This is a genomic window from Caballeronia sp. LZ024, assembly GCF_031451455.1.
Lineage (GTDB): Bacteria > Pseudomonadota > Gammaproteobacteria > Burkholderiales > Burkholderiaceae > Caballeronia > Caballeronia telluris.
Genome location: NZ_JARUXL010000004.1, coordinates 457334 through 478743, shown reverse-complemented (window position 1 = coordinate 478743; position 21410 = coordinate 457334). Strand labels below are relative to the sequence as shown.

18 protein-coding genes and 1 pseudogene are annotated in these 21410 nt (G+C 66.0%); 8 read left to right on the top strand and 11 right to left on the bottom strand.

Annotated elements, in window-relative coordinates:
* Positions 1–31: 31 nt before the first annotated feature.
* Genes QCE48_RS24340 through QCE48_RS24330 form a run of 3 tightly spaced genes read right to left on the bottom strand, consistent with a single transcriptional unit; the run spans position 32 to position 1838 of the window.
* Entirely contained in the window at positions 32–442 is a 411-nt protein-coding gene (locus QCE48_RS24340; RefSeq protein ID WP_309782794.1) for a polymer-forming cytoskeletal protein, read from the bottom strand.
* Positions 443–502: 60 nt separating this feature from the next.
* On the bottom strand, positions 503–871 hold the full coding sequence (locus QCE48_RS24335) for a hypothetical protein (RefSeq protein WP_309782792.1): 369 nt from the start codon (positions 869–871) through the stop codon (positions 503–505).
* The gene (locus tag QCE48_RS24330) at positions 858–1838 is read right to left on the bottom strand and encodes a M23 family metallopeptidase (RefSeq protein ID WP_309782790.1); all 981 of its coding nucleotides are present in this window, start codon (positions 1836–1838) and stop codon (positions 858–860) included. The genes QCE48_RS24335 and QCE48_RS24330 overlap by 14 nt, the downstream gene beginning before the upstream one ends.
* 469 nt (positions 1839–2307) lie before the next feature.
* Between QCE48_RS24330 and QCE48_RS24325 the strand changes: the two genes are divergently transcribed.
* Entirely contained in the window at positions 2308–2901 is a 594-nt protein-coding gene (locus QCE48_RS24325; RefSeq protein WP_309782789.1) for a hypothetical protein, read from the top strand.
* A gap of 39 nt (positions 2902–2940) precedes the next feature.
* Here QCE48_RS24325 and QCE48_RS24320 read toward each other — a convergent pair whose 3' ends face one another.
* Positions 2941–3906: a LysR family transcriptional regulator gene (locus QCE48_RS24320; RefSeq protein ID WP_309782788.1), complete on the bottom strand. Its 966-nt coding sequence runs from the start codon at positions 3904–3906 to the stop codon at positions 2941–2943.
* A gap of 190 nt (positions 3907–4096) precedes the next feature.
* On the opposite strand from QCE48_RS24320, the gene QCE48_RS24315 reads away from it, so the two are divergent.
* The 3 genes from QCE48_RS24315 to QCE48_RS24305 all read left to right on the top strand — a co-directional run bounded on the left by QCE48_RS24315 (position 4097) and on the right by QCE48_RS24305 (position 7184).
* Positions 4097–5635 (top strand): CoA-acylating methylmalonate-semialdehyde dehydrogenase, encoded by a 1539-nt coding sequence (locus tag QCE48_RS24315; RefSeq protein WP_309782787.1) that lies wholly within the window; start codon positions 4097–4099, stop codon positions 5633–5635.
* Positions 5636–5651: 16 nt separating this feature from the next.
* Positions 5652–6539 (top strand): 3-hydroxyisobutyrate dehydrogenase, encoded by an 888-nt coding sequence (gene mmsB / locus QCE48_RS24310; RefSeq protein WP_309782786.1) that lies wholly within the window; start codon positions 5652–5654, stop codon positions 6537–6539.
* A 297-nt stretch (positions 6540–6836) separates the two neighbouring features.
* Positions 6837–7184 carry a hypothetical protein gene (locus QCE48_RS24305; protein WP_200818936.1) on the top strand — a complete coding sequence of 116 codons (348 nt, stop codon included), beginning with the start codon at positions 6837–6839 and terminating at the stop codon, positions 7182–7184.
* 76 nt (positions 7185–7260) lie between these two features.
* Here the strand turns inward: QCE48_RS24305 and QCE48_RS24300 are convergent, their stop codons facing one another.
* From QCE48_RS24300 to pdxY, 4 genes are all read right to left on the bottom strand, one after another.
* Entirely contained in the window at positions 7261–8709 is a 1449-nt protein-coding gene (locus QCE48_RS24300) for a dihydrolipoyl dehydrogenase (RefSeq protein WP_309782784.1), read from the bottom strand.
* Between the two features lie 31 nt (positions 8710–8740).
* Positions 8741–10594 carry a glycoside hydrolase family 15 protein gene (locus tag QCE48_RS24295; RefSeq protein WP_309782782.1) on the bottom strand — a complete coding sequence of 618 codons (1854 nt, stop codon included), beginning with the start codon at positions 10592–10594 and terminating at the stop codon, positions 8741–8743.
* The gene (locus tag QCE48_RS24290) at positions 10587–11387 is read right to left on the bottom strand and encodes an SDR family oxidoreductase (protein WP_309782781.1); all 801 of its coding nucleotides are present in this window, start codon (positions 11385–11387) and stop codon (positions 10587–10589) included. The genes QCE48_RS24295 and QCE48_RS24290 overlap by 8 nt, the downstream gene beginning before the upstream one ends.
* Positions 11388–11518: 131 nt before the next feature.
* Positions 11519–12400, bottom strand: a complete 882-nt coding sequence (gene pdxY, locus QCE48_RS24285; protein WP_309782780.1) for a pyridoxal kinase PdxY — start codon at positions 12398–12400, stop codon at positions 11519–11521.
* 540 nt (positions 12401–12940) lie between these two features.
* On the opposite strand from pdxY, the gene glgC reads away from it, so the two are divergent.
* Together glgC and glgA are read left to right on the top strand one after the other, a co-directional pair.
* Positions 12941–14212 (top strand): glucose-1-phosphate adenylyltransferase, encoded by a 1272-nt coding sequence (gene glgC, locus QCE48_RS24280; protein ID WP_309782779.1) that lies wholly within the window; start codon positions 12941–12943, stop codon positions 14210–14212.
* Positions 14213–14258: 46 nt separating this feature from the next.
* Complete coding sequence (gene glgA / locus QCE48_RS24275; protein ID WP_309782778.1) at positions 14259–15722, top strand: glycogen synthase GlgA; 1464 nt, start codon at positions 14259–14261, stop codon at positions 15720–15722.
* Here the strand turns inward: glgA and QCE48_RS24270 are convergent.
* A pseudogene (locus QCE48_RS24270) lies at positions 15719–17360 on the bottom strand (IclR family transcriptional regulator). The gene glgA and the pseudogene QCE48_RS24270 overlap by 4 nt on opposite strands.
* Positions 17361–17462: 102 nt before the next feature.
* Between QCE48_RS24270 and QCE48_RS24265 the strand changes: the two are divergent.
* Both QCE48_RS24265 and QCE48_RS24260 read left to right on the top strand, forming a co-directional pair.
* Complete coding sequence (locus QCE48_RS24265; RefSeq protein ID WP_309782777.1) at positions 17463–18422, top strand: MBL fold metallo-hydrolase; 960 nt, start codon at positions 17463–17465, stop codon at positions 18420–18422.
* A gap of 109 nt (positions 18423–18531) precedes the next feature.
* Entirely contained in the window at positions 18532–19860 is a 1329-nt protein-coding gene (locus QCE48_RS24260) for an MFS transporter (RefSeq protein ID WP_309782776.1), read from the top strand.
* 1 nt (position 19861) lies between these two features.
* Here the strand turns inward: QCE48_RS24260 and QCE48_RS24255 are convergent, their stop codons facing one another.
* Both QCE48_RS24255 and QCE48_RS24250 read right to left on the bottom strand, forming a co-directional pair.
* Entirely contained in the window at positions 19862–20335 is a 474-nt protein-coding gene (locus QCE48_RS24255; protein ID WP_309782775.1) for a hypothetical protein, read from the bottom strand.
* 84 nt (positions 20336–20419) lie between these two features.
* On the bottom strand, positions 20420–21262 hold the full coding sequence (locus tag QCE48_RS24250) for an alpha/beta hydrolase (protein WP_309782774.1): 843 nt from the start codon (positions 21260–21262) through the stop codon (positions 20420–20422).
* Between the last annotated feature and the right edge of the window lie 148 nt (positions 21263–21410).

Here is a 21410-nt window from a genome sequence, read left to right as displayed (position 1 = left end):
GCGCGGGCCGGACGGAACGGGATACGTGCGATCAGTCGGTGGTGTGGTCGGCGATGGCGTCGGGACGCGCGGGCGCATGTTCGCGCTTGGTGAGCTTGCCTTCCACCGACGCGCCGACGTCCATGCGCAGTTGCTGGTAAAAGATGTTGCCGTTCACGTGCGCATTGGACTGAAGTTCGACGAAATGCTCGACGGTGACATCGCCCGTGATCGTGCCGTTGATCACGATGTCGTAGGCGCAGACGTTACCCGTGATCGTCCCCTGGTCGCTGACGACGAGCAGCGTCTGTTCGCCTGGGCGCCCGGTGACATTGCCGGTGATGTGGCCGTCCATGCGCAGGCCGTCGCTGAATTCGAGATCGCCCCTGAGATGGACGTCATGGGCGATGAGCGTGGCGAGCTTGGCCTGCTGGATGCCGGGGGATTTCTTCTTTGCAAACATGGCGGGGTTCTTCCGTTGCGTCGGTTCGTTGAAAGCGGGGTTCGGTAGGACTTCTTTGAATCAGTCGGACTTGTCGTGCTGGCGTCTGAAAAAGGCGAGATCGGTGCGCAGGCGGCTCAGTTCGGCCGCCGTGTCTTCCGCCTGCTTCTCGAGCGCGGCGCGCGTGGCGGCTTCGTGATCGAGCGCGAGTTGCGCGTGCGTGAGCTGGTCGCGCAGTTCCTGCTCGGAGACTGGCGGCGCGCAGATCGCGTCAACCTGCCGGACGTGCTCGCGCGAACTCTTCAGCGCGAAGCCGGCCGCCGCGAGCGCCGAAATCGCGCACGCCGCCGCGATGCCGCCGAGCAGGAGCGTCGGCGCGCGCCGGGGCGTGAGCGAATAGGTGCGCCGTGCGAGCCGGTGCGTCGCGCGGTTCCGGTCAACTTTGCGCATGGGACTTGAGCCTGAAAAGCGCCAGATACGGCGTCGGATTGATCTGAGCGCCATCGACGATCACTTCGAAGTGCAGGTGCGGTCCGGTCGAACGTCCGGTCGATCCGACTTCGGCGATCTTCTGCCCCGGCATCACGACATCGCCGACCCGCACGAAGATCTTCGACGTATGGCCGTAGCGCGTGACGATCCCGTCGCTGTGCCGGATGTCGACGGCATTGCCGTAGCCGCCGTGTGGACCCGCCTGGATCACGCGGCCGCCCGCGGTCGCGAGGATCGTGGCGCCGGTTGGTGCGACGAGATCGACGCCCGGATGGAAGCTCGCATGCTTCGTGAACGGATCGATGCGGTTGCCGTACGGCGAACCCGCGTGCGAGCCCGGCGCGGGATCGCGGCCCGGAAACGCCATATACGATGCGTAGTGCGGCAAGACATCCCTTTCGAGTTGCGAGAGCGTGTCGTCGAGACAGTCGATGAACTTCTGCGTGCGTTTCATGCGCTGCGGCGCGCTGCCTTCGTTCGCCGTTTTCCCGGCGCCGCAGAGCCGTGGCGGCAGGAGCGGGCCGCCCGCGCCGTCGAGCGGCGCGGTTTCCTCGCTGTCGGGCAGCGGCGGGACGATATGGACGTCGGGGCCGTCGGCGGACTTGCGCGACGCCTTCAGGCGCTCCTCGAAGTCGCGCAGTTCGCCGACCTGCGCGCTCAGTTGCGCGACGCGCGGCTCGATCTTCGTCAAGGTCGCGCTGACCTTGCCGAGTTCCTCCAGCTCGTAGGAATGACGCGCGGACTGGGCGCGCTCGTCGAAGGCGTGGCTGCTGCCGAGCGTCGAACCGATCGCGATGCCGAGCGCGAGCGCGGCCAGAATCAGCGCGATGCCGGCGACGATCGCGATCACGCGCGCCGTGCGCGCTTCGACGAAGCGCACGCGCTGGCTGGAAACGGATCGGCGGGACCAGATGACGAACGCCATCAGTGAACCTTGCGTGTGAAGGCGGCCGCCGGGCGCGCGGACTGTACGGTCGGCTTGATCGGAATAAGTGTCACGTCGTGGAAAGGGTGCCGCGGCAAGTGCGGGCGATATTTGAATCGGTCGGCAATTATGCATGGCCTCGCGAGCGCCGCATCTCAATAAGTCGGCAATGCGCTGTTTCAGCCTTGGGATGCGCCGCGGTCGGCGCAGGCGATCTTCCCCGACGCGCGACGTGACGGGCGTCGTCGAGACCGCTTTCAACTGCGCCGGCGATGTCCGGCTACCCTTGCGCGGCGCCGTTTCGGACGATCTGCAATGCTTGGAAATCGCGTCCCGCCGGCCGCCGTTGACAAACGCTATCTCGAAAAACACACTGCGTTCGGACCGCCTTTTCAGAAAATTCGGAAAACCAATCAAACCGATTTCCACGGGCACGCTTCGCCACTCTTTTTCGACGTATCGAGGAAACATGCATAACACCGCTTTCAACATCGTCGCCGGCGCGATGATTTCGCTGTCGCCCACGTTCCTGTCGATCGCTTTCGCGGCGCCTTCGCCGGCCGCCGCGATGCCGGGTGCGGCCATCAGCGCCTCAGCACCGACGGGTGGAGTCGAAGGCGTGAGCGTCGTGGAGACGGTCGGGTCGATCCAGGCAGTCAACCGCACCACGCGCGAAGTGATGATCGGCGACAGGCAGGGCGGCCGGACGAAAATCACCGTGCGGCCCGATGCGAAGTATTTTGCTCAACTCAACGCCGGCGACGAAGTGCGCGTTCGCATGACGCGCGACGTCGTCGTCCGGTTCGGGCGTGCGGCGAAGGGCGGCGCGGTCGTGAGCGCCGCCGTCGCGTCGATGGCACGTTCCGCGCCTCCGGTGGAAGTCGTGGCCGACGTCGTGAAAGTCGATCCGACGAGCGGCGTCGTGCAGTTGAAGGGCCCGCAAGGCAATCTTCTGAACGTGCAAGTGCACGACCGCGCGAAGCTCGCCGGCGTCACGCCGGGCACACCGGTGTCCCTCGCGTACACGGAAGCCGTGTCGGTCGCGGTCACGCCGGTGCACTGAAGCGCAGCGCCGTCGTCACGCGCAAACGGGGCGCGCGAGTCAGGGCGGCGCCCCGCTTTCGTTCCACACCATCGTATTGTTTTCGCCCATCAACAGCGCGCGATTCGATTCCGCCGCCGCGCGCAAGTAGTCCCACACGGCCGTGATGCGCTTGAGCTTGCGCAAATCTTCGCGGCACGACAGATAAAACGCGCGCGTCACCTCGATCTCGCCGGGCAGCACGGGCACGAGCCGCGGGTCCTGTGCGGCCATGAAGCACGGCAGGATCGCGAGCGCGCCGCCCTGCAACGCCGCGAAATACTGCGCGATCACGCTCGTGCTGCGCCAGCGCGACTGCGCGCCCGGCACCGCGCGCTCCAGATAGAGCAGTTCGTAACTGAACGCGAGGTCGTCGATATAGCTCGCGAAACGATGCGTGCGCAGGTCCTCGGCCGAAGCGATCGGAGCGTGGCGCGCGAGATAGCCGGACGTCGCGTACAACTTCAGCCGGTAGTCGCAGAGCTTCGTGTAGACGTACTGTCCCTGTTCGGGGCGTTCCAGCGTCACCGCGATGTCGGCCTCGCGTTTCGACAGGCTCACGAAATGCGGCACGGGCAGCAAATCGATCGTGATGCTCGGATGCGCGTCCTGAAAGCGCGCGAGTTGCGGCGCGAGGAAAAAACATCCAAAACCTTCCGTCGATCCGACCCGCACGTGCCCCGACAACGCGTGGCCCGTATTGGCGATCTGCTCGGTCGCGGATTGCACCGTGGTTTCGATCGAATCGACGTAGCCGAGCAGCCGCTGGCCCTCGGCCGTCAGCACGAATCCTCCGCTTCGAGATTTGTCGAAGAGAAGCGTGCCGAGCGCGTCCTCAAGCGCCCGCACGCGCCGCGCGACCGTCGTGTAATCGACGCCCAGCCGCTTCGCCGCGCCGCTCGCGCGCTGCGTGCGGGCGACTTCGAGGAAATAGCGCAGGTCGTCCCAGTTCAGTCTCGCGACATCCAGCTTGATACTTTTCTGCATATCAGACGGGTATTTTTATCGATGGTTGATGGACTTTTGCATAACTATACTCAATGAGACAGGCCCGCCGCCCGACCGGCGGGCAAAAAAAACGGAGACGACATGCCATTCCCCTCCACGCGCCAGCGCGTGCGGCCTCGCGCATCCATCCCCGTCGTTTTCTCTTCGATCACGCCCTACGGAGGCTCACGTGAACATCGCTGCTGAACATCCGGCGCAGGCCGCAAAGCACGGCCTGCGCACCGCGAAACTGCTGATCGACGGCGAATTCGTCGATTCGAAATCGGCCGAATGGCGCGACATCGTCAATCCGGCGACGCAGGAAGTGATCGGGCGCGTGCCGTTCGCGACCGTGGACGAAGTGAATGCGGCCGTCGCCGCGGCGCACAAGGCGTTTCAGACCTGGCGCACGACGCCGCTCGGCGTGCGCATGCGCCTCATGCTCAAGTTCCAGGACCTCGTGCGGCAGAACATGAAGCGCGTCGCGCAGACGCTCACGGCCGAGCAGGGCAAGACGCTGCCCGACGCCGAAGGCGATATCTTCCGCGGACTCGAAGTCGTCGAACATGCGTGTTCGATCAGTACGCTGCAACAGGGTGAATTCGCGGAGAACGTGGCGGGCGGCGTCGATACGTACACGCTGCGCCAGCCGATCGGCGTCTGCGCGGGCATTACGCCGTTCAATTTCCCCGCGATGATCCCGCTCTGGATGTTTCCGATGGCGATCGTCTGCGGCAACACGTTCGTGCTCAAGCCGTCCGAGCAGGACCCGCTCTCGACGATGGAGCTCGTCGAACTCGCCGTGCAGGCGGGCATTCCGCCGGGCGTGCTGAACGTCGTTCACGGCGGCAAGGAAGTGGTCGACGCGATCTGCACGCATCCCGACATCAAGGCGATTTCGTTCGTCGGCTCGACGGCGGTCGGCACGCACGTCTACAACCTCGGCAGCCAGCACGGCAAGCGCGTGCAGTCGATGATGGGCGCGAAGAACCACGCCGTCGTGCTGCCCGACGCCAACAAGGAGCAGACGCTCAACGCACTCGCCGGCGCCGGTTTTGGCGCGGCCGGGCAGCGCTGCATGGCGACGTCGGTGGTGGTGCTGGTCGGGGCGTCGAAGGACTGGCTGCCGGATCTCGTCGAACGCGCGCGCGGGCTGACAGTGAACGGCGGCACGGAGCCGAACACGGACGTCGGCCCGGTCGTCTCGCGTAGCGCGAAGGAGCGCATTCTCGGGATGATCGAGAAGGGCGTCGACGAAGGCGCGACCCTGTCGCTCGACGGGCGCGGCGTGGCGGTGCAGGGCTATGAAAAGGGCAATTTCATCGGCCCGACGATCTTTTCCGGCGTCACGACCGACATGTCGATCTACAAGACGGAGATTTTCGGACCGGTGATCTGCGTGTTGGAAACCGCGACCCTCGACGACGCGATCGCGCTCGTCAACCGCAATCCGATGGGCAACGGCGTCGGGCTTTTCACGCAAAGCGGCGCGGCGGCGCGCAAGTTCCAGAGCGAAATCGATATCGGTCAGGTTGGGATCAACATTCCGATTCCAGTGCCGGTGCCGTCGTTCAGCTTTACGGGTTCGCGCGGCTCGAAACTCGGCGACCTCGGGCCTTACGGCAAACAGGTCGTGCAGTTTTATACGCAGACGAAGACCGTGACCGCGCGCTGGTTCGATGACGCCACGGTCAACGACGGCGTCAACACGACCATTTCGCTGCGATAGCACCGGGGAGACAGCAATGCAAATCGGTTTCATAGGACTGGGACACATGGGCGGCCCGATGGCGGCGAACCTGCTGAAAGCGGGTCACGCGCTGACGGTGTTCGACCTGTCGGAAGCGGCGCTCGACGAGGCGAAGCAGAACGGCGCGACGCTCGCGCCGTCGCCGCGCGCGGTGGCGGAGGCGAGCGAAGTCGTCGTCACGATGCTGCCGGCGTCCGCGCACGTGAAGGCCGTCTACCTGAACGAGGACGACGGCGTGCTCGCCGGCGTGCGCACGGGCGTGCCGCTCATCGACAGCAGCACGATCGATCCGGCGACCGCGCGCATGATCGGCGAGACGGCACGCGCGCGCGGCAATCCGTTCGCGGATGCGCCGGTGTCGGGCGGCGTCGTCGGCGCGCAGGCGGGGACGCTCACGTTCATGGTCGGCGCCGACGAAACGCTTTTTGAAACGCTCAAACCGGTTTTGGCCGGGATGGGCAAAAACATGGTGCGCTGCGGCGAGACCGGCACCGGGCAAATCGCGAAGCTGTGTAACAACCTGCTGCTCGCCATTTCGATGATCGGCGTGGCGGAGGCGATGAAACTCGGCGAGTCGCTCGGTATCGACCCGCAAAAGCTGGCGAGCATCGTCAATACATCGACCGGCCGCTGCTGGAGTTCCGATACGTGTAATCCCTATCCCGGGATTGTGCCGAATGCGCCCGCGTCGCGCGGCTATTCCGGCGGCTTCGGCGCGGACTTGATGCTCAAGGATCTCGGTCTCGCCGTCGATGCCGCCCGGCAGGCGAAGCAACCCGTCTTTCTCGGCGCGCTCGCGCAGCAGCTTTACCAGTCGATGAGCCAGCAGGGCCTGGGCGGAATCGATTTTTCAGGCATCATCAAGTTGTACGGGAAGGAATGAAGCGTGCATTTACCGGAGGAAACGGGCACGCACGTGCGTGTCTGTTTCCGTGCTTCCTATAACCGCTTTATTAAGTTGCACTGCACAACGACGCCCGGAGCGGCTTATCGGGCTTAGGCATCGGGAATACGATGATTCGCTTTTCTTAAATTTGTCCTATTCTGAAAGCACGACGTTCTGCGCTACCGAAAACGGAGCACTGGGTATCACAGGTTTTTAGCGATCCGAATCGTGAGCCGGAACTTGGGATGCACGTAGAACTTCGGCATTTCGCCGACACGGACAAAGGAGTACGCGATGCAAGTTACCCGTCACCTGAACATGGAATTGCGCCACGCCACAGTGCCGACTTACGTGGCGAGCTACATTTTCCCGTTGCTGCTATTGGCCTATGAAGCGTGGCGAGTGGGGTCGTGGGTGTCGGTCAACGGCTTCAACTTCATGAACTTCCGGTCGATGGGCTATGAGTTCGCGCTGATGGTCGCCGTGTTTGCCATGCAAGTCATCGTCGAACTGGCGTTTCTCGCTGCCGCGGGACTCAGCAAACATCACGATTTCGGACATCGTCTGAGCAATCTGCTGCTCGGGCTGTTCTGCTCGGTGGTCGTGCTGGGTTTCGATCTCGCGCTGCAATACGCGATCTGATCGCTGAAATAGACGCTCGATCCGACAAGGCCGGTTGCTCGCAACCGGCCTTGTTGTTTTCAGGGCGGCAAATCGATCAGCATCCCGCAGCAGTTGGCAAGGCGGGCGGCGTTTCGGACCGCTCTTCGTAGAACTTGCGGCTCGCGTCCTTGAGCGCCGTGCGCAGTCCTTCTTCCACCACCGGATGGTAAAACGGCAGCTTGAGCGCCTCGTCCACCGTCAGGTCCAGTTGCAACAGCCACGCGAGCAAATGCCCCAGATGCTCGACCGCCGGGCCGCACGCCTGCGCGCCGCGCAACTTGCCGGTCCCGGCGTCCGCGTAGACGTGCAGCACGCCGCGATTCTGCCGCATCACGCGACTGCGCCCCTGCGTTTCGAACGACGCCGAGCCGGTGACGGTCATCTGTCTGTCGAGGTCGTCGTAAGAAGCGCCGACGATCGCCACCTGCGGCTCGCAGAACACCAGCGCAAACGGCACCTTGCGCTTCACCGGTTGCACGTCGGGAAAGCGTGCGGCGTTGTCGCCGGCGATCTTGCCTTCGTCGGCCGCATCCGAGAGCCACGGCCGCGTGCCGTCGCAATCGCCCGCGATGAAAATGCTGCTTTTGCCGCATTGCATCGACGCTTCGTCGAATCGCGGCACGCCTTTGTCGTTCAGCTCGATACCCGCTTTCGCCAGATCGAGCGCCTTCAGGTCCGGCGCGCGCCCCGTCGCGACGAGGACGAGGTCGAACTGCTCGGTGCGCGTGCGGCCGTCGAGCGCCTTGAAGCGGATCGTCGGCACGCCGTCCTGCATCGACATCGATTCGATCTTCGCATCCGGATCGAAATAGAACTCCTCGGAGAGCGCCGCCGCGAGCGCGTCGCGCACGGGCGTGTCGGTGAGCGACGCCACGCGCCCGCCCTGGCCGAACATGAATACGTCGACGCCGAGCCGCGCGAACGCCTGCCCGAGTTCCAGCGCTATCGGCCCGGCGCCGAACACGGCCGCGCGTTGCGGCAGGGTCTTAAGATCGAACACGGCGTCGCTCGTGATCAGACGCTCGCCGAACACCTTGAACGCGTCGGGGATCGTCGGCACGGCGCCGGTCGCGATCACGACGCTCTTTGCCTCGATGCGCCGCGTATCGTCGATGGAGAGCACGTGACGACCCGCCGACGACGATTCGAACCGCGCGCGTCCGCGAATCACGCAGTCGGCGGGAAACGAGTCGGTTTCTTCCAGGATGCCGCCGATGAAGTAGTCGCGCTCGCGCCGCACGTAGTCGAGCACCAGCGCGCCGTTCGCGCGCAGCGCCTCGGTGCCGTCGATGCCGCGCGGCGCAAGCGCCCTGGCGTCATGCAAACCGTTCGCCGCCGCGAGCAGCAGCTTCGACGGCATGCAGCCGACGCGCGCGCAGGTCGTGCCGAACTCGCCTGATTCGATCAGCACCGCGCGCCCGCACGCCGAGCGCGCGGCCCGAAAGGCCGACATGCCCGCCGTGCCGGCCCCGATCACGGCGACGTCCACTTGAGTTTCTTTCATCTGATTCCTTCAGAAGCGTTGAAAGCGCCGCTCACGACCACGGCGCATGACGGCCTTCGAGACTGCGGTCGAGCTGGAAGGCCGCGCTGATCAGCGCAAGGTGCGTGAGCGCCTGCGGGAAGTTGCCGAGCGACGCGCCGTCGACCGCGACTTCCTCCGAGTAAAGTCCCACATGGTTCGAATAGGCGAGCATCTTCTCGAAGACGAGCCGTCCTTCGTCGACGCGTCCCGCCCGCGCGAGCGCTTCCGCGTACCAGAACGAGCAGGCGGAAAAGCCGCCTTCCTCGCCGTCGAGGCCGTCGAGCGCGCCGCCGCGCGTGTAGCGGAAGATCAGCGGATCGACGCGCAGGTCGCGGCCAACCGCATCGAGTGTCGAGAGCCAGCGCGCGTCCTTCGGCCCGATGAAGCGCACGAGCGGCATCATCAGCACGGAGGCGTCGAGCACGATGGAACCGGGCGTCTGCACGAAGCTTTGCAGGTCGTCGTTCCAGAAATGCTCGTGGATGTCCGCGTGGATGCGGTCGCGGATGTCGAACCATTGCGCGAGGGGCGCGGGCAGCGAGCGTTTTTGCGCGAGACGCAGCGCGCGATCGAGCGCGACCCAGCACATCAGCCGCGAGTGCAGCAGGGCGCGCGGGCCGTTGCGAAATTCCCAGATGCCGTGATCCGGCTCGTGCCAGTGTTCGGCGACGTAATTCACCGTGCGCGTGACGTGTCGCCAGCCGTCGTGCGACACCGCCGCGCCGTACTTGTTGTACAGGTAGACGGCGTCCATCAGCGCACCGTAGACGTCGAGTTGCATCTGGTCGCGCGCCGCATTGCCGATGAGCGGCGGCGCGACGCCGCTGCCGTGCAACTGGTCGGCGGCGGCTTCTTCCGGCGGCTTTTCGCCGTCGACCGCGTACATCACGGAGAGCGAGCCGTCGGAATCGCAGCGCCGGTTGCGCTCGGCGATCCAGTGCATGAAATGCTGCGCCTCGCCGGTGTAACCGAGGCGCAGGAGGGCGTACACGGAGAACGCGGCATCGCGGATCCACGTGTAGCGGTAGTCCCAGCGGCGGCCGCCCTGCGGCGTCTCCGGCAGGCCGAACGTCGGTGCCGCGACGATCGCACCGTGCTCGCGCGAACTCAGCAGCTTGAGCAGCAACGCCGAGCGCATGACGACTTCGCGATAACGTCCGCGATACGTCGATTCGGCCGCCCACGCGCGCCAGAACGCGACGGTTTCGTCGAGCAAGGCCTCGCACGGGTTTGCGCGCTCGAGCGGCTCGGACGCCGCGCCGAAGACGAAACACGCGCTGTCGCGTTCGTCGAGTTCGAAATGGGCAGAGGCGTCGTCGTCTTCGATCGACAGCGCGACGGTCGACAGCAGCGTGAGCGGCTCGCCGCCGCCCGCCGGCTCGAAGCGCACGCGGTGCGGGTCGGACTGCGCGGCCGTGTGAGCGGTGCGCGCGTAATCGAAGCGCGGCGCGCAGCGCATCGCCACCGGGATGCGCCCGAACACCGAGCGCACCACGCGCACGACGCAGTTCGGCGCATCCTCGCCGGAACGCGTGAGCGGCATGAAGTCGAGCACCTCGCACACCGCGTCCGGCGACATGAAACGCGTCACCAGCACGTTCGTTTCCGGCAGGTACATCTGCTTGACGCGCGGACGCTCGAACGCGGGCGCGACCTGGAAATGGCCGCCGCGCGCCGCGTCGAGCAGCGCGCCGAAGATCGTCGGCGAATCGACGCGCGGATAGCACATGAAGTTGAGCGCGCCGTCGGTGGCGACGAGCGCGGTCGTCGTCATGTTGCCGATCACGCCGTGTTCCTCGATCGGCGTGCTGCACGGCACGCGTGTGTGCGCGCGGGCGTCCCGTGTGCGGGCGGGGTCAGCCATTGTCCGCGAAGCCGGGATAGAGCGTCATGCCGCCGTCGACGTAGAGCGTCGTGCCGACGACATAGTCGCTTTCGTCCGACGCGAGCCAGACGGCGGCGCGCCCGATGTCGTCGACTTCGCCGATGCGCCCGTAGGGCACGAGCTTCAGCAGCTTGTCGAGCGCTTCCTTCGAGTCCCAGGCGTCGCGGTTGATCGGCGTGCGGATCGCGCCGGGCGCGATGGCGTTCACGCGGATGCGCTGCGGCGCGACCTCCTGCGCGAGCGATTTCATCATCATCTGGATGCCGCCTTTGGACGCCGCATAGTTCACGTGGCCCGCCCACGGAATGATCTCGTGGACCGAACTCATGCAGATGATCTTGCCGAGCGCCTTCGACACCGGACGCGGGCCGCGCCGCACGAATTCGCGCACGGCGCGCTGCGCGGTCAGGAACTGGCCGGCGAGATTGACGTTCATGACGGTGTTCCACTCGTCGAGCGTCATGTCGATGAAACGCGCGTCCTTTTGCAGGCCCGAATTCGCCACGACGATGTCGACCGTGCCGAAACGCTCGCGGACCGCGTCGAACATGGCGTCGAGCTGGGTTTCGTCGGAGACGTCGGCGCCAAAGGCAAACGCGCTGCCGCCGGCCTTTTCGATGTCGGCGGCGAGCTTTTCGGCCGGCTCGCCGTGCGAGTGGTAATTGATGGCGACGGCCGCGCCGGCTGCCGCGAGCGCCTCGGCGACGCCGAAGCCGATGCCGGAACTGGCGCCTGTGACGAGCGCGGTCTGGCCTTCGAGGGGTTTGTGCATGGCGATCCTCTGAGGACGCGCCCCGGCGGCGGATGCCAGTCACAGCGGCGCGTCTTCGGCGAGGCAGCAAGTGCCGGACCCGGGAGCGCCGGCGCAGCGCCTAAGCGTGCGCGATCTGTCGGTCGCGCGCCTCAGGCGCGGCGGGCGCTGTCGTTGCCCGATACGCGGATCGCGGGGAAGCGGTCGGTCGGCTTGGCGATTTCGTCCTGCGACGCGACGATTTCCAGCTCGTAGCGCCCGGCTTCGTAAGTCGCCTTGACGACGGCGTTGACCGCCGCGAGCGTGTGTTCCAGCGCGTCGCGCAACGAGTCGCCGAGGAGCGTGCGCGCGACGAACACCGCGCTCGTCAGGTCGCCCACGCCCACCGGCTGGCGCGCGAACGGGTAGAGCGGCCGTTGCGCGAACCACGCTTCGGTCGCGCTGACGACCAGCATGTTGAAGGTGTCGGCGCGGCTGTTGCGGTCGATCAGATGCTTCACCAGCAGGAAGCGCGGTCCGCGCCCGATCACCTCACGACACGCGTCGACGGCATCTTCCACCGTTTCGATCGTCCGCCCGGACAGCTTTTCCAGCTCGATATGGTTGGGCATCATCGCGTCGGCGAACTGGGGCATCGTCGTGACGAGGAAATCCTGAATGCCCGGCTCGACGGTGCAGCCGCCCGTCGCGCCCATCACCGGGTCGCAGAAGAAGAGCGCGCGAGGATTGACGGCTTTCACCGTCTTCACGATCTCGACCACTGCGCGCGCCTGGTCGGTTGCGCCGAGGTAGCCCGACAGGACGGCGTTGCAGCGCGCGAGCATGCCGATCGCGCCGATGCCGTCGATGACGTTCTGCAACTCGTCGGCGTCGAACACGCCGCCGGTCCAGCGGCCGTATTGCGTGTGATTCGAAAACTGCACGGTGTTGAGCGGCCACACATTGACGCCGAGCCGGCGCATGGGAAACACGGCCGCGCTGTTGCCGGCGTGACCGAAAACCACATGCGACTGAATACTGAGGACGTTGTTCATGATCTCTTCCGGGATTCGGACGGCGCCCTGCAAGACGGGATGCTCGGTTGATCGAAGGACTCGCGCCGCGACGGGCGAGCCGCGTGAAGCATGAATTGCCGCGACGCGCCGGACCGCGCGATCCGGACAGAAACAGAACGAAGCCGGAAAGCGCGGCCTGTCGGCGCAGAAGCCTATTGTGCCGCGCCGCCGCGCGCCGTGGCGCCGCGGCAGCGTTATTAATTGCAAACTCGGCACTTGCAGCCTCCGCTGCGCCTTGCCAGTGCACGAATGGTCGCGCCGTTGCAACACCGGTGCTGCTCGCGCCGTTTCAACGGCATGGCACTTGCTCAGGGCGTTCATTGACGGCGGATCGAAATCCAGGTCGATCCCTTCGCGCACGATAAAAAATCGAATATTCCAGGCACACTATTTCTCTCATGCGCCGGATAATGTTCCGACGCGTGCGTGCCACGCAATCTTCATACGACAAATAGGACAACAAGGCGATTCAAAAACGAAGACCGACACCAAAAACGCAAGTCAAATCAGGAGGCTGGAATGGAGACGCTGGCAAAGAATCGCACCGATTTGCAGAAGTCCACGCTTGCTATTGTTCTCGCCGGCGGGCGCGGAACCCGGCTCGGTCCCCTCACCGACAAGCGCGTGAAGCCCGCTGTCCACTTCGGCGGCAAATACCGCATCATCGACTTCGCGCTGTCCAACTGCCTGAACTCCGGCATCCGCCGCATCGCGGTCGTCACGCAGTACAAGGCGCATTCGCTCCTGCGCCATCTCCAGCGCGGCTGGGGTTTCCTGCGCGGCGAGTTCAACGAATTCATCGATATCTGGCCGGCGCAGCAACGCGTCGATTCGAGCTGGTATCGCGGCACGGCCGACGCCGTGTTCCAGAACCTCGACATCATCCGTTCGATCGCGCCGGAATTCATCGTCGTGCTGGCGGGCGATCACATCTACAAGATGGACTACACGCGCATGGTGCTCGACCACGTCGAGAGCGGCGCGGACTGCACGGTCGGCTGCATCGAGGTGCCGCGCATGGAGGCGGTGGCGTTCGGCGTGATGCACGTCGACGAGGACCGCCGCGTCACGGCGTTCCTGGAAAAGCCCGCCGATCCGCCGCCGATGCCCGGCAAGTCGGACATCGCGCTCGCGAGCATGGGCATCTACGTGTTCAGCTCGAAGTACCTGTTCCAGTTGCTCGAGGAAAACATCGCGGCGTCGAACACGGATCACGACTTCGGCAAGGACATCATCCCGCGCGTCGTGACGAGCGGCCGCGCGATCGCGCATCCGTTCGGCATGTCGTGCGTGACCTCCGACAGCGACCCGAACGCGCCCGCCTACTGGCGCGATGTCGGCACGGTGGACGCCTACTGGGCGGCAAACCTCGACCTCGCCTCGACGATCCCGGAACTCGACCTCTACGACCGCAAATGGCCGATCTGGACCAATCAGGAGCAGCTTCCGCCCGCCAAGTTCGTGCGCGACCTGAACGGCCAGCAGGGCGAGATCACCAATCTGCTCGTCTGCGGCGGCTGCGTGATTTCGGGCTCGCATGTGACGAAGTCGGTGCTGTCGTCGGCGGTGCGGGTGCATTCGTTCTGTCACATCAACGAGGCAGTATTGTTGCCGCAGGTGACCGTCGGACCGAATTGCCGGCTGACGCGCGTCGTGATCGACCGCGGTTGCACGGTGCCGGAAGGCCTCGTGATCGGCGAGGATGCCGAAGACGATGCGCGGCGCTTTTTCCGTACCGAGAACGGCATTACGCTCGTCACGCAGGAGGCGCTGCGGCGGCTCGACAAATAGCGCCAGCGGCCGACGTCCGCGACACAATCAATAAAAGGAATCGCAGATGACCGTTTGCGTGCTGCACGTCGCAGCTGAGATGTATCCGCTGTTGAAAACCGGCGGGCTCGCCGATGTCGTGGGCGCGCTGCCGCCCGCGCAGTCGCAGTTGGGCACCGACGCCCGCGTGATCCTGCCGGCCTTTCCGGCCGTCCTCGCGGGGTTGAGCGGCGTCGAGCCGGTCGCCGATCTCGGGCACGCGTTCGGCATCGGCGACGTGCGACTGGAGCGCGGCGTGCTGGAACCGCACGGCGTCGTCGTGTACGTCGTGCGGGCCGATGCGTTCTACGACCGGCCGGGCAATCCGTATCTCGACGCGTCGCATCATCCCTACGCCGACAGCGACCGTCGCTTCGCGCTGCTCGGCTGGGCGGCGGCGCGCGTCGCGACGGGCGCCGATCCGGGCTGGACGCCGCACGTCGTCCACGTGCACGACTGGCACGCCGGGCTCACACCCGCGTACCTGCGCGCGTTCGAGCGCGCGAGCGGCAGGCCGCGCGTGCCGTCGGTGATGACGGTGCACAACCTCGCCTATCAGGGCGTCTTTCCCGCCGCGCATTACGGCGTGCTGCAACTGCCGCCCGATTTCTACGCGGTCGAGGGACTGGAGTTCTACGGCCACGTTTCATTCCTGAAGGCGGGGCTGTACTACGCCGAGCGCATCACGACGGTCAGCCCGACCTACGCGCGCGAAATCCAGACGCAGCACCACGGCGCGGGCCTGCACGGCCTCTTGCAGACGCGCTCGCACGACATCAGCGGCATCCTGAACGGCGTCGATTACTCGATCTGGAATCCGTCGACCGACACGACGATCGACACGCGCTACACGGCCGCGAAGCCCGCGGGCAAGGCGAAGTGCAAGGCGGCGCTGCAGGCGCGCATGGGGCTGGAACAGAACGACGGCGCGCTGCTGTTCGGCGTCGTTTCCCGTCTGACGGAGCAGAAGGGGCTGGACCTGCTGCTCTCGGCGATTCCCGACATCGTGCAGCGCGGCGGCCAGCTCGCCGTGCTCGGCACCGGCGACCCGGCACTCGAAACCGGCATGAAGAACGCGGCGGCGGCGCATCCGGGCGCGGTGGCGGTGGAACTGGGATTCGACGAAACGCTCTCGCATTCGATCATCGCGGGCAGCGACATCGTGATGGTGCCGTCGCGTTTCGAGCCGTGCGGGCTCACGCAGTTGTATGCGCTCGCTTACGGGTCGCTGCCGCTCGTGCATCGGGTGGGCGGACTCGCGGATACCGTGGTGGATTCGTCGCTCGAAGATCTCGCCGACGAACGCGCGACCGGCTTCGTCTTCGAGACATTCGACCGCGCGGGCATCGTCGCGGCGATCCGGCGCGCGTTTGCGCTCAAGGCGCGACGCACGGAGTGGAAGGCGGTGACGCGGCGGGCGATGGAGCAGAATTTCGGCTGGGAAGCGGCGGCGCTTCAATACGACGCGGTGTATCGCGGGCTGCTCGCTTAAGCCTCGACGAACCCAAATCGCCACGACAGCCGCCGCGTCGCGGCCAAAAGGCGCGTGGCGAGCGCGCCGTGCGGATCGCTCTCGAACCCGCCCGACGAACCGATGACCGCGATCACCAGACACACGCTGCCCGTGTGATCGAAGACCGGTGCGGCCAGCGTGTGGATGCCGGGCACTGGCGCGCCGAGCGCCGTGTCCAGGCCACCCGTGCGGATCGCAGCGAGCCGCTCGCGGTAGCCTTCATCGGGTGCGAGCGTCGTGCCGGCGAGCCGGATCGCGTCCTGCTGCAAGAGGCGCAGCAGGACATCGTCGGGCAGATGCGCCGCGTACACGCGCCCGATCGCCGTATTCACGAGCGACATCACCGTGCCGATCCGCAGGCTCACGTGCTGCGGCCGCGCCGATTCTTCCAGCCGCACGACGGTCGGTCCGAGCGGCCCGAGCGCGGCAGCCGCGACGCTCATCCCGGTGTCGGCGGCGAGGGCGGCGATTTCCGGTTCGGCGTCGCGGATCGGCGAAAGCCGCTGGAGCGCGATCAGCCCGAGTTCGAGCGCGAGCGGCCCGGCTTCGAAGAGTCCGGCGTCGTCGCGTGCGAGCAGGCCGGTTTTCACCAGACTGACCAGATGCGGAAACGCCTTCGCCGCCGGCATGCCGGCGGCCGCCGCCAGATCGCGCAGCGAGAGCGGCTTGCCCGCGCCGGCCAGCGCGACGAGCAGTTCGCCCGTGTTATCGAGCGCGTTGATGCCGCGCTGGGCGCGGGTGTCGTCGATGAGAGGGGAATTCATGGCGTCGTCAGAGCAGGGTGGCGATGGCTTTCGCGGTGGCGAGGAGCGCCCGCGCGACGGGTCCGTCCCACGCAACGTCGATCGAGCCCGACGATCCGATCACCGTCAGTGCGAGTTGCATGCGCCCGTCGGCGTCGCAGACCGGCACGCTCATGCTGCTGATGCCGGGGCTCGGTGCATCGATGCTGCGCTCGATGCCGCGTCGGCGAAGGTCGTCGTCGGCGAGCGGGGCGTCGTCTTTCTGATGCGCGAGCATCGCGGCGACGCGCGCCGGATCGTAGAACGCGCGGAATACGCGCCCCGTCGACGTCGCCGACAGCGACATCACCGTGCCGACATGCAGGTTCACGTGCAGCGGAAATCCGCCGCGCTCGTAGCGCACGATGGTCGGCCCCTGCGGCCCGCCGACGCACACCGCGACGCTCGCGCCCGTCGCCTCGGCAAGCGCCGCGACGTGCGGCACGGCGACGCGGTACGCGTTCTGCTGCTCCAGCTGCATCAGGCCGAGCCGCAGCGAGAGCGGGCCCGGCTCGTAATCGCCGCTCAGTGCGTCGCGCTTGACGAGCCCGAGCCGCGTCAGGCTCACAAGATAGGTGTGCGCCTGCGCGGTCGAGAGTTGCGCGGCGTCGGCGAGCGCGCTCAACGCGAGCGGCGTGCGGTGACGCGCGAGTGCATCGAGCAGCCGGCCGCCCACTTCGACGCTCTGCACGCCGCGCTGCTTCTTTTCCGACGCGTCGCGAGTCGATTGCTGTGCCAAAAAAAAGTCCCGATGATTATATTGAGAAAGGCAAATGGTAGCCGACACGCCGCCCGCACGGTTCGCATGGCAAACGCCCCATCGTTTACCCGACATTTGCAAATAACAAAGCGACTTGCTGTTGACAAATGTCATGACGCGGCCGATCATGATCCCATCCCCACAAGCTCATTCCCCACGAACACGCAGGAGACGAACATGGCAAAGGCATTTGCATCGCAGGCCGATCTGGAAGAGAAGAAAATCACGTTCACGCAGCTTTCGGAGAACGCCTACGCGTACACGGCGGAAGGCGATCCGAACTCGGGCGTGATCATCGGCGACGACGGCGTGTTGATCGTCGACACGACGGCCACGCCCGCGATGGCGCAGGACCTGATCGCGAAAATCCGCAGCGTCACCGACAAGCCGATCAAGTACGTCGTGCTCTCGCATTACCACGCGGTGCGCGTGCTGGGCGCGTCGGCGTATTTCGCGGAAGGCGCGCAGCAGGTCATCGCGAGCCGCGGCACGTATGAAATGATCGTCGAGCGTGGCGAGCAGGACATGAAGTCGGAGATCGAACGCTTTCCGCGCCTGTTCGCGGGCGTCGAGACCGTGCCGGGCTTGACCTGGCCGACGCTCGTCTTCGAGAAGGAAATCACGCTGTGGCTCGGCAAGCTCGAAGTGAAGATCGCGCATCTCGGTTCGGGCCACACGAAGGGCGACACGGTCGTCTGGCTGCCGTCGCAGAAGGTGCTGTTCTCGGGCGATCTCGTCGAGTACGACGCGGCCTGCTATTGCGGCGACGCCCAGCTCGAACAATGGCCGACGACGCTCGAAGCGCTGCGCGCGCTCGGCGCCGACAAGCTCGTGCCGGGACGCGGCCCAGCGCTGCTGTCGCCGGCCGACGTGAACAAGGGCATCGACTACACGAAGGACTTCGTCACGACGCTGCTTCAGGCGGGCCGTGAAGCGGTCGCGGAAAAGCTCGACCTGAAGGGCGCGATGGCGCTCGCGCGCAAGTCGATGGACCCGAAGTTCGGCAAGGTGTTCATCTACGAGCACTGCCTGCCGTTCGACGTCTCGCGCGCCTACGACGAAGCGAGCGGCCTCACGCATCCGCGCATCTGGACGGCCCAGCGCGACAAGGAAATGTGGGCCGCGCTGCAGGACTGATCCTTTGCTGTAACCCAAGCGAACGGCGCTCGCCGTTCGCCTCCCATCCCGGACCGACGGCGCGACAAGACGCCGATCCATCCCGCTTTTCCGTTTTCTGGAGTGAGACATGTCGAAGCCGATCAATCCGGCGACGGTCCCTGTGACCGTCGTCGCGGATGAGGACGACCTGCTGCTGCGCAAGGTTGCGTGGCGCATCATCCCGTTTCTGTTTCTTTGCTATGTCGTGTCGTTTCTCGACCGCATCAACATCGGCTTCGCGCAGTTGCAGATGAAGCACGACCTCGGTTTCAGCGACGCCATGTACGGCCTCGGCGCCGCGGTGTTCTACGTCGGCTACGTGATGTTCGAAGTGCCGAGCAACCTGCTGCTCGCGAAGTACGGCGCGCGCCGCACCTTCACGCGGATCATGCTGCTGTGGGGGCTCGCGTCGGTCGGCATGATGTTCGTCTCGACGCCGGGACACTTCTATCTGCTGCGCTTTTTGCTCGGCGTGTTCGAAGCGGGTTTCTTCCCCGGCATCGTGCTGTACCTGACCTACTGGTTTCCGGCGCACCGACGCGCGGCGGTGCTCTCGGTGTTCTTCGCGGGCGTCGCGGTGGCGGGCGTGTTCGGCGGGCTCGTCTCCGGCTGGATCATGCGCGACATGGGCGGCGTGATGGGCCTCTTCGGCTGGCAGTGGATGTTCGCGCTCGAAGGCGCGCCGGCGGTGCTGCTCGCGTTCGTCGCGCTCGTCTATCTCGTCGATTCGCCGCGCCACGCGACATGGCTCACGCCGCACGAGCGCGACCGGCTGGAAACGCTGTGCGCCCAGGGGCACGCCGCGCCGGGCGCCCACGATTCGGATAGCCTCTTCGCCGCGCTCAGGAATCCGCGCGTGTACCTGTTTGCGTTCATCTATTTTTCACTGACCTGCGCGTCGCTGACGCTGAGCTTCTGGATGCCGCTGATGATCCGCGATTTCGGCATCAAGGACGTGGTCTCGGTGAGCCTGTATTCGGTCGTGCCGAACGCGATCGGCGCGGTCGGCCTGATCCTGATCGCGCGTCATTCCGACCGCGTGAAGGAACGCCGCAAGCACTTCGCGTTCTGCACGATCGGCGGGGGCATTGCGCTCGCCGCGCTCACGCTGCATCTGCCGAGCTTTCCCGCGATGCTCGCGATTCTCTCGCTCGCCTGCGTGCTGATCTTCGCCGCGCTGCCGATTTTCTGGGCCGTGCCGTCGAGCTATCTCACGGGCAAGACGGCGGCGGCGGGAATCGCGCTCATCAGCAGCATCGGGATTACGAGCGGCATCGTGAGCCCGTGGGTGATCGGCCAGATCCGCACGACGACCGGCAGCATGGACCTCGCCGTCTATCTGCTCGCCGGATTGCTGCTTGCGAGCGGTCTCGCGCTGATGTTCGGCATCGCGAAGGAGCCGGCCAGGCGCGCGTAGTTCAGCGCGGCGGCGCGGCGTTCGCCATCGCGCGGAAGGTGTCGGGCGTCGCAAACGCCAGATAGTCGGCCTGCATCTCGGCTGTCAGGCATTCGATCAGCGTCGCGTTGTCGATCCAGAGTTCGATCACGTCGAAAGAGCGATTGCCGCGCGTGCAGCGCTCCGCGCGCCAGCCCTCGCGATGGCCGATCGCGATCACGTCCTCCGCTCGCAGCTTCGTCGCGACCGCCAGATGGAATGCGCTGTAGCGAACGCGGGAAACGTCGGCGGGCATGTTGCCCGGCTCGGCCCCGGCAGGACGAAGGACGCGACCGGCCGGATAGACTTCGATGGCCGTGCCGCGCTCGTCGCCCGCGACCGCGATCCACGAGCCGGGGAACACGGCGAAGGGCGCGATGAAGCCGCCCCACAGCTCGGCGAGTACGGTCGCGGCGCGTTGCGGATCGCGCGCGGGTATCGAGGCATGGAAGATCATCGCGAGGCTCCGTTTCGTCGACGCCTTGTACGGTAGCACCGCCCGTTCGCGCGATTCAGCTTCGTTTACCCGGTTTCGCAAGCGTCAGGCGGCGCCCGCGAAGCGGAGCAGGTCGGCGTTGAGCCGCTCCGCGTGGCTCAGAAACACGCCGTGCGGCGCGCCTTCGTACACGACGAGCCGCGCATCCTGCATCAGCGCGGCCGTGCGCCGCGAGGTCAGTTCAAGCGGATTCGACGCGTCGTCGTCGCCCTGGACGATGAGCGCCGGCACGTCGAGCGCCGCGAGTTCCGCGCGGAAGTCGCCGCCGTTGATCGTGTCGTAACACGCGGAAAGCGCGAACTGCGACGTGCGCAACGCCATCTCGCGAATCCACTCGATCATCGCCTCCGAGACTTCCGGCCCCGCGAACGGCCGCGCGTTTTCCGCGAGCCAGCGCGGGTAGTCGGTGACGAGATCGCGCTGAAACATCTCGACGTGCGCGGGTTCGAAGCCGTCGGGGTTGTCGGGCGTCTTCGCGAGCATCGGCAGCGTGGACGCGATCAGCGCGAGCCGCGCGACCCGCGCCGTCCCGTGACGCGTGAGATAGCGAACGGCTTCGGCGCCGCCCATCGAATAGCCGACGAGCGTCGCGTCTTCGAGATCGAGCGTGTCCATCACGGCCGCGATGTCGTCCGCGAGCGTGTCGTAGTCGTAGCCGCGGCCGGGGTCGCTCGAACGTCCGTGGCCGCGCCGGTCGAAGGCGATGCAGCGAAAGCCGGCGCGCACGAGCGGCAACATCTGATAGGCCCACATGTCGCTCGGCAGCGAAAAGCTCGCGATGAACACGACCGGCCGGCCCGTGCCCCAGTCGCGATAGAAAAGCTCGGCGCCGTCGCGGGTGGTGACGTGGCTCGGACGGCTGACGGAAGGCGTGGCGGCGGTGAGCATGGTGTTCTCCTCTGAGTGGCGGGAAGGTCGCGCGGCAGGCGCCGTTCGATGACTTCATCGTCGCAGTTCGAGGGAAGCGGAACAATTACGTCACAGGTAATGCCACGCGCGCCCGAGACACCAACCCATCTCGACATCCGGAAAAATG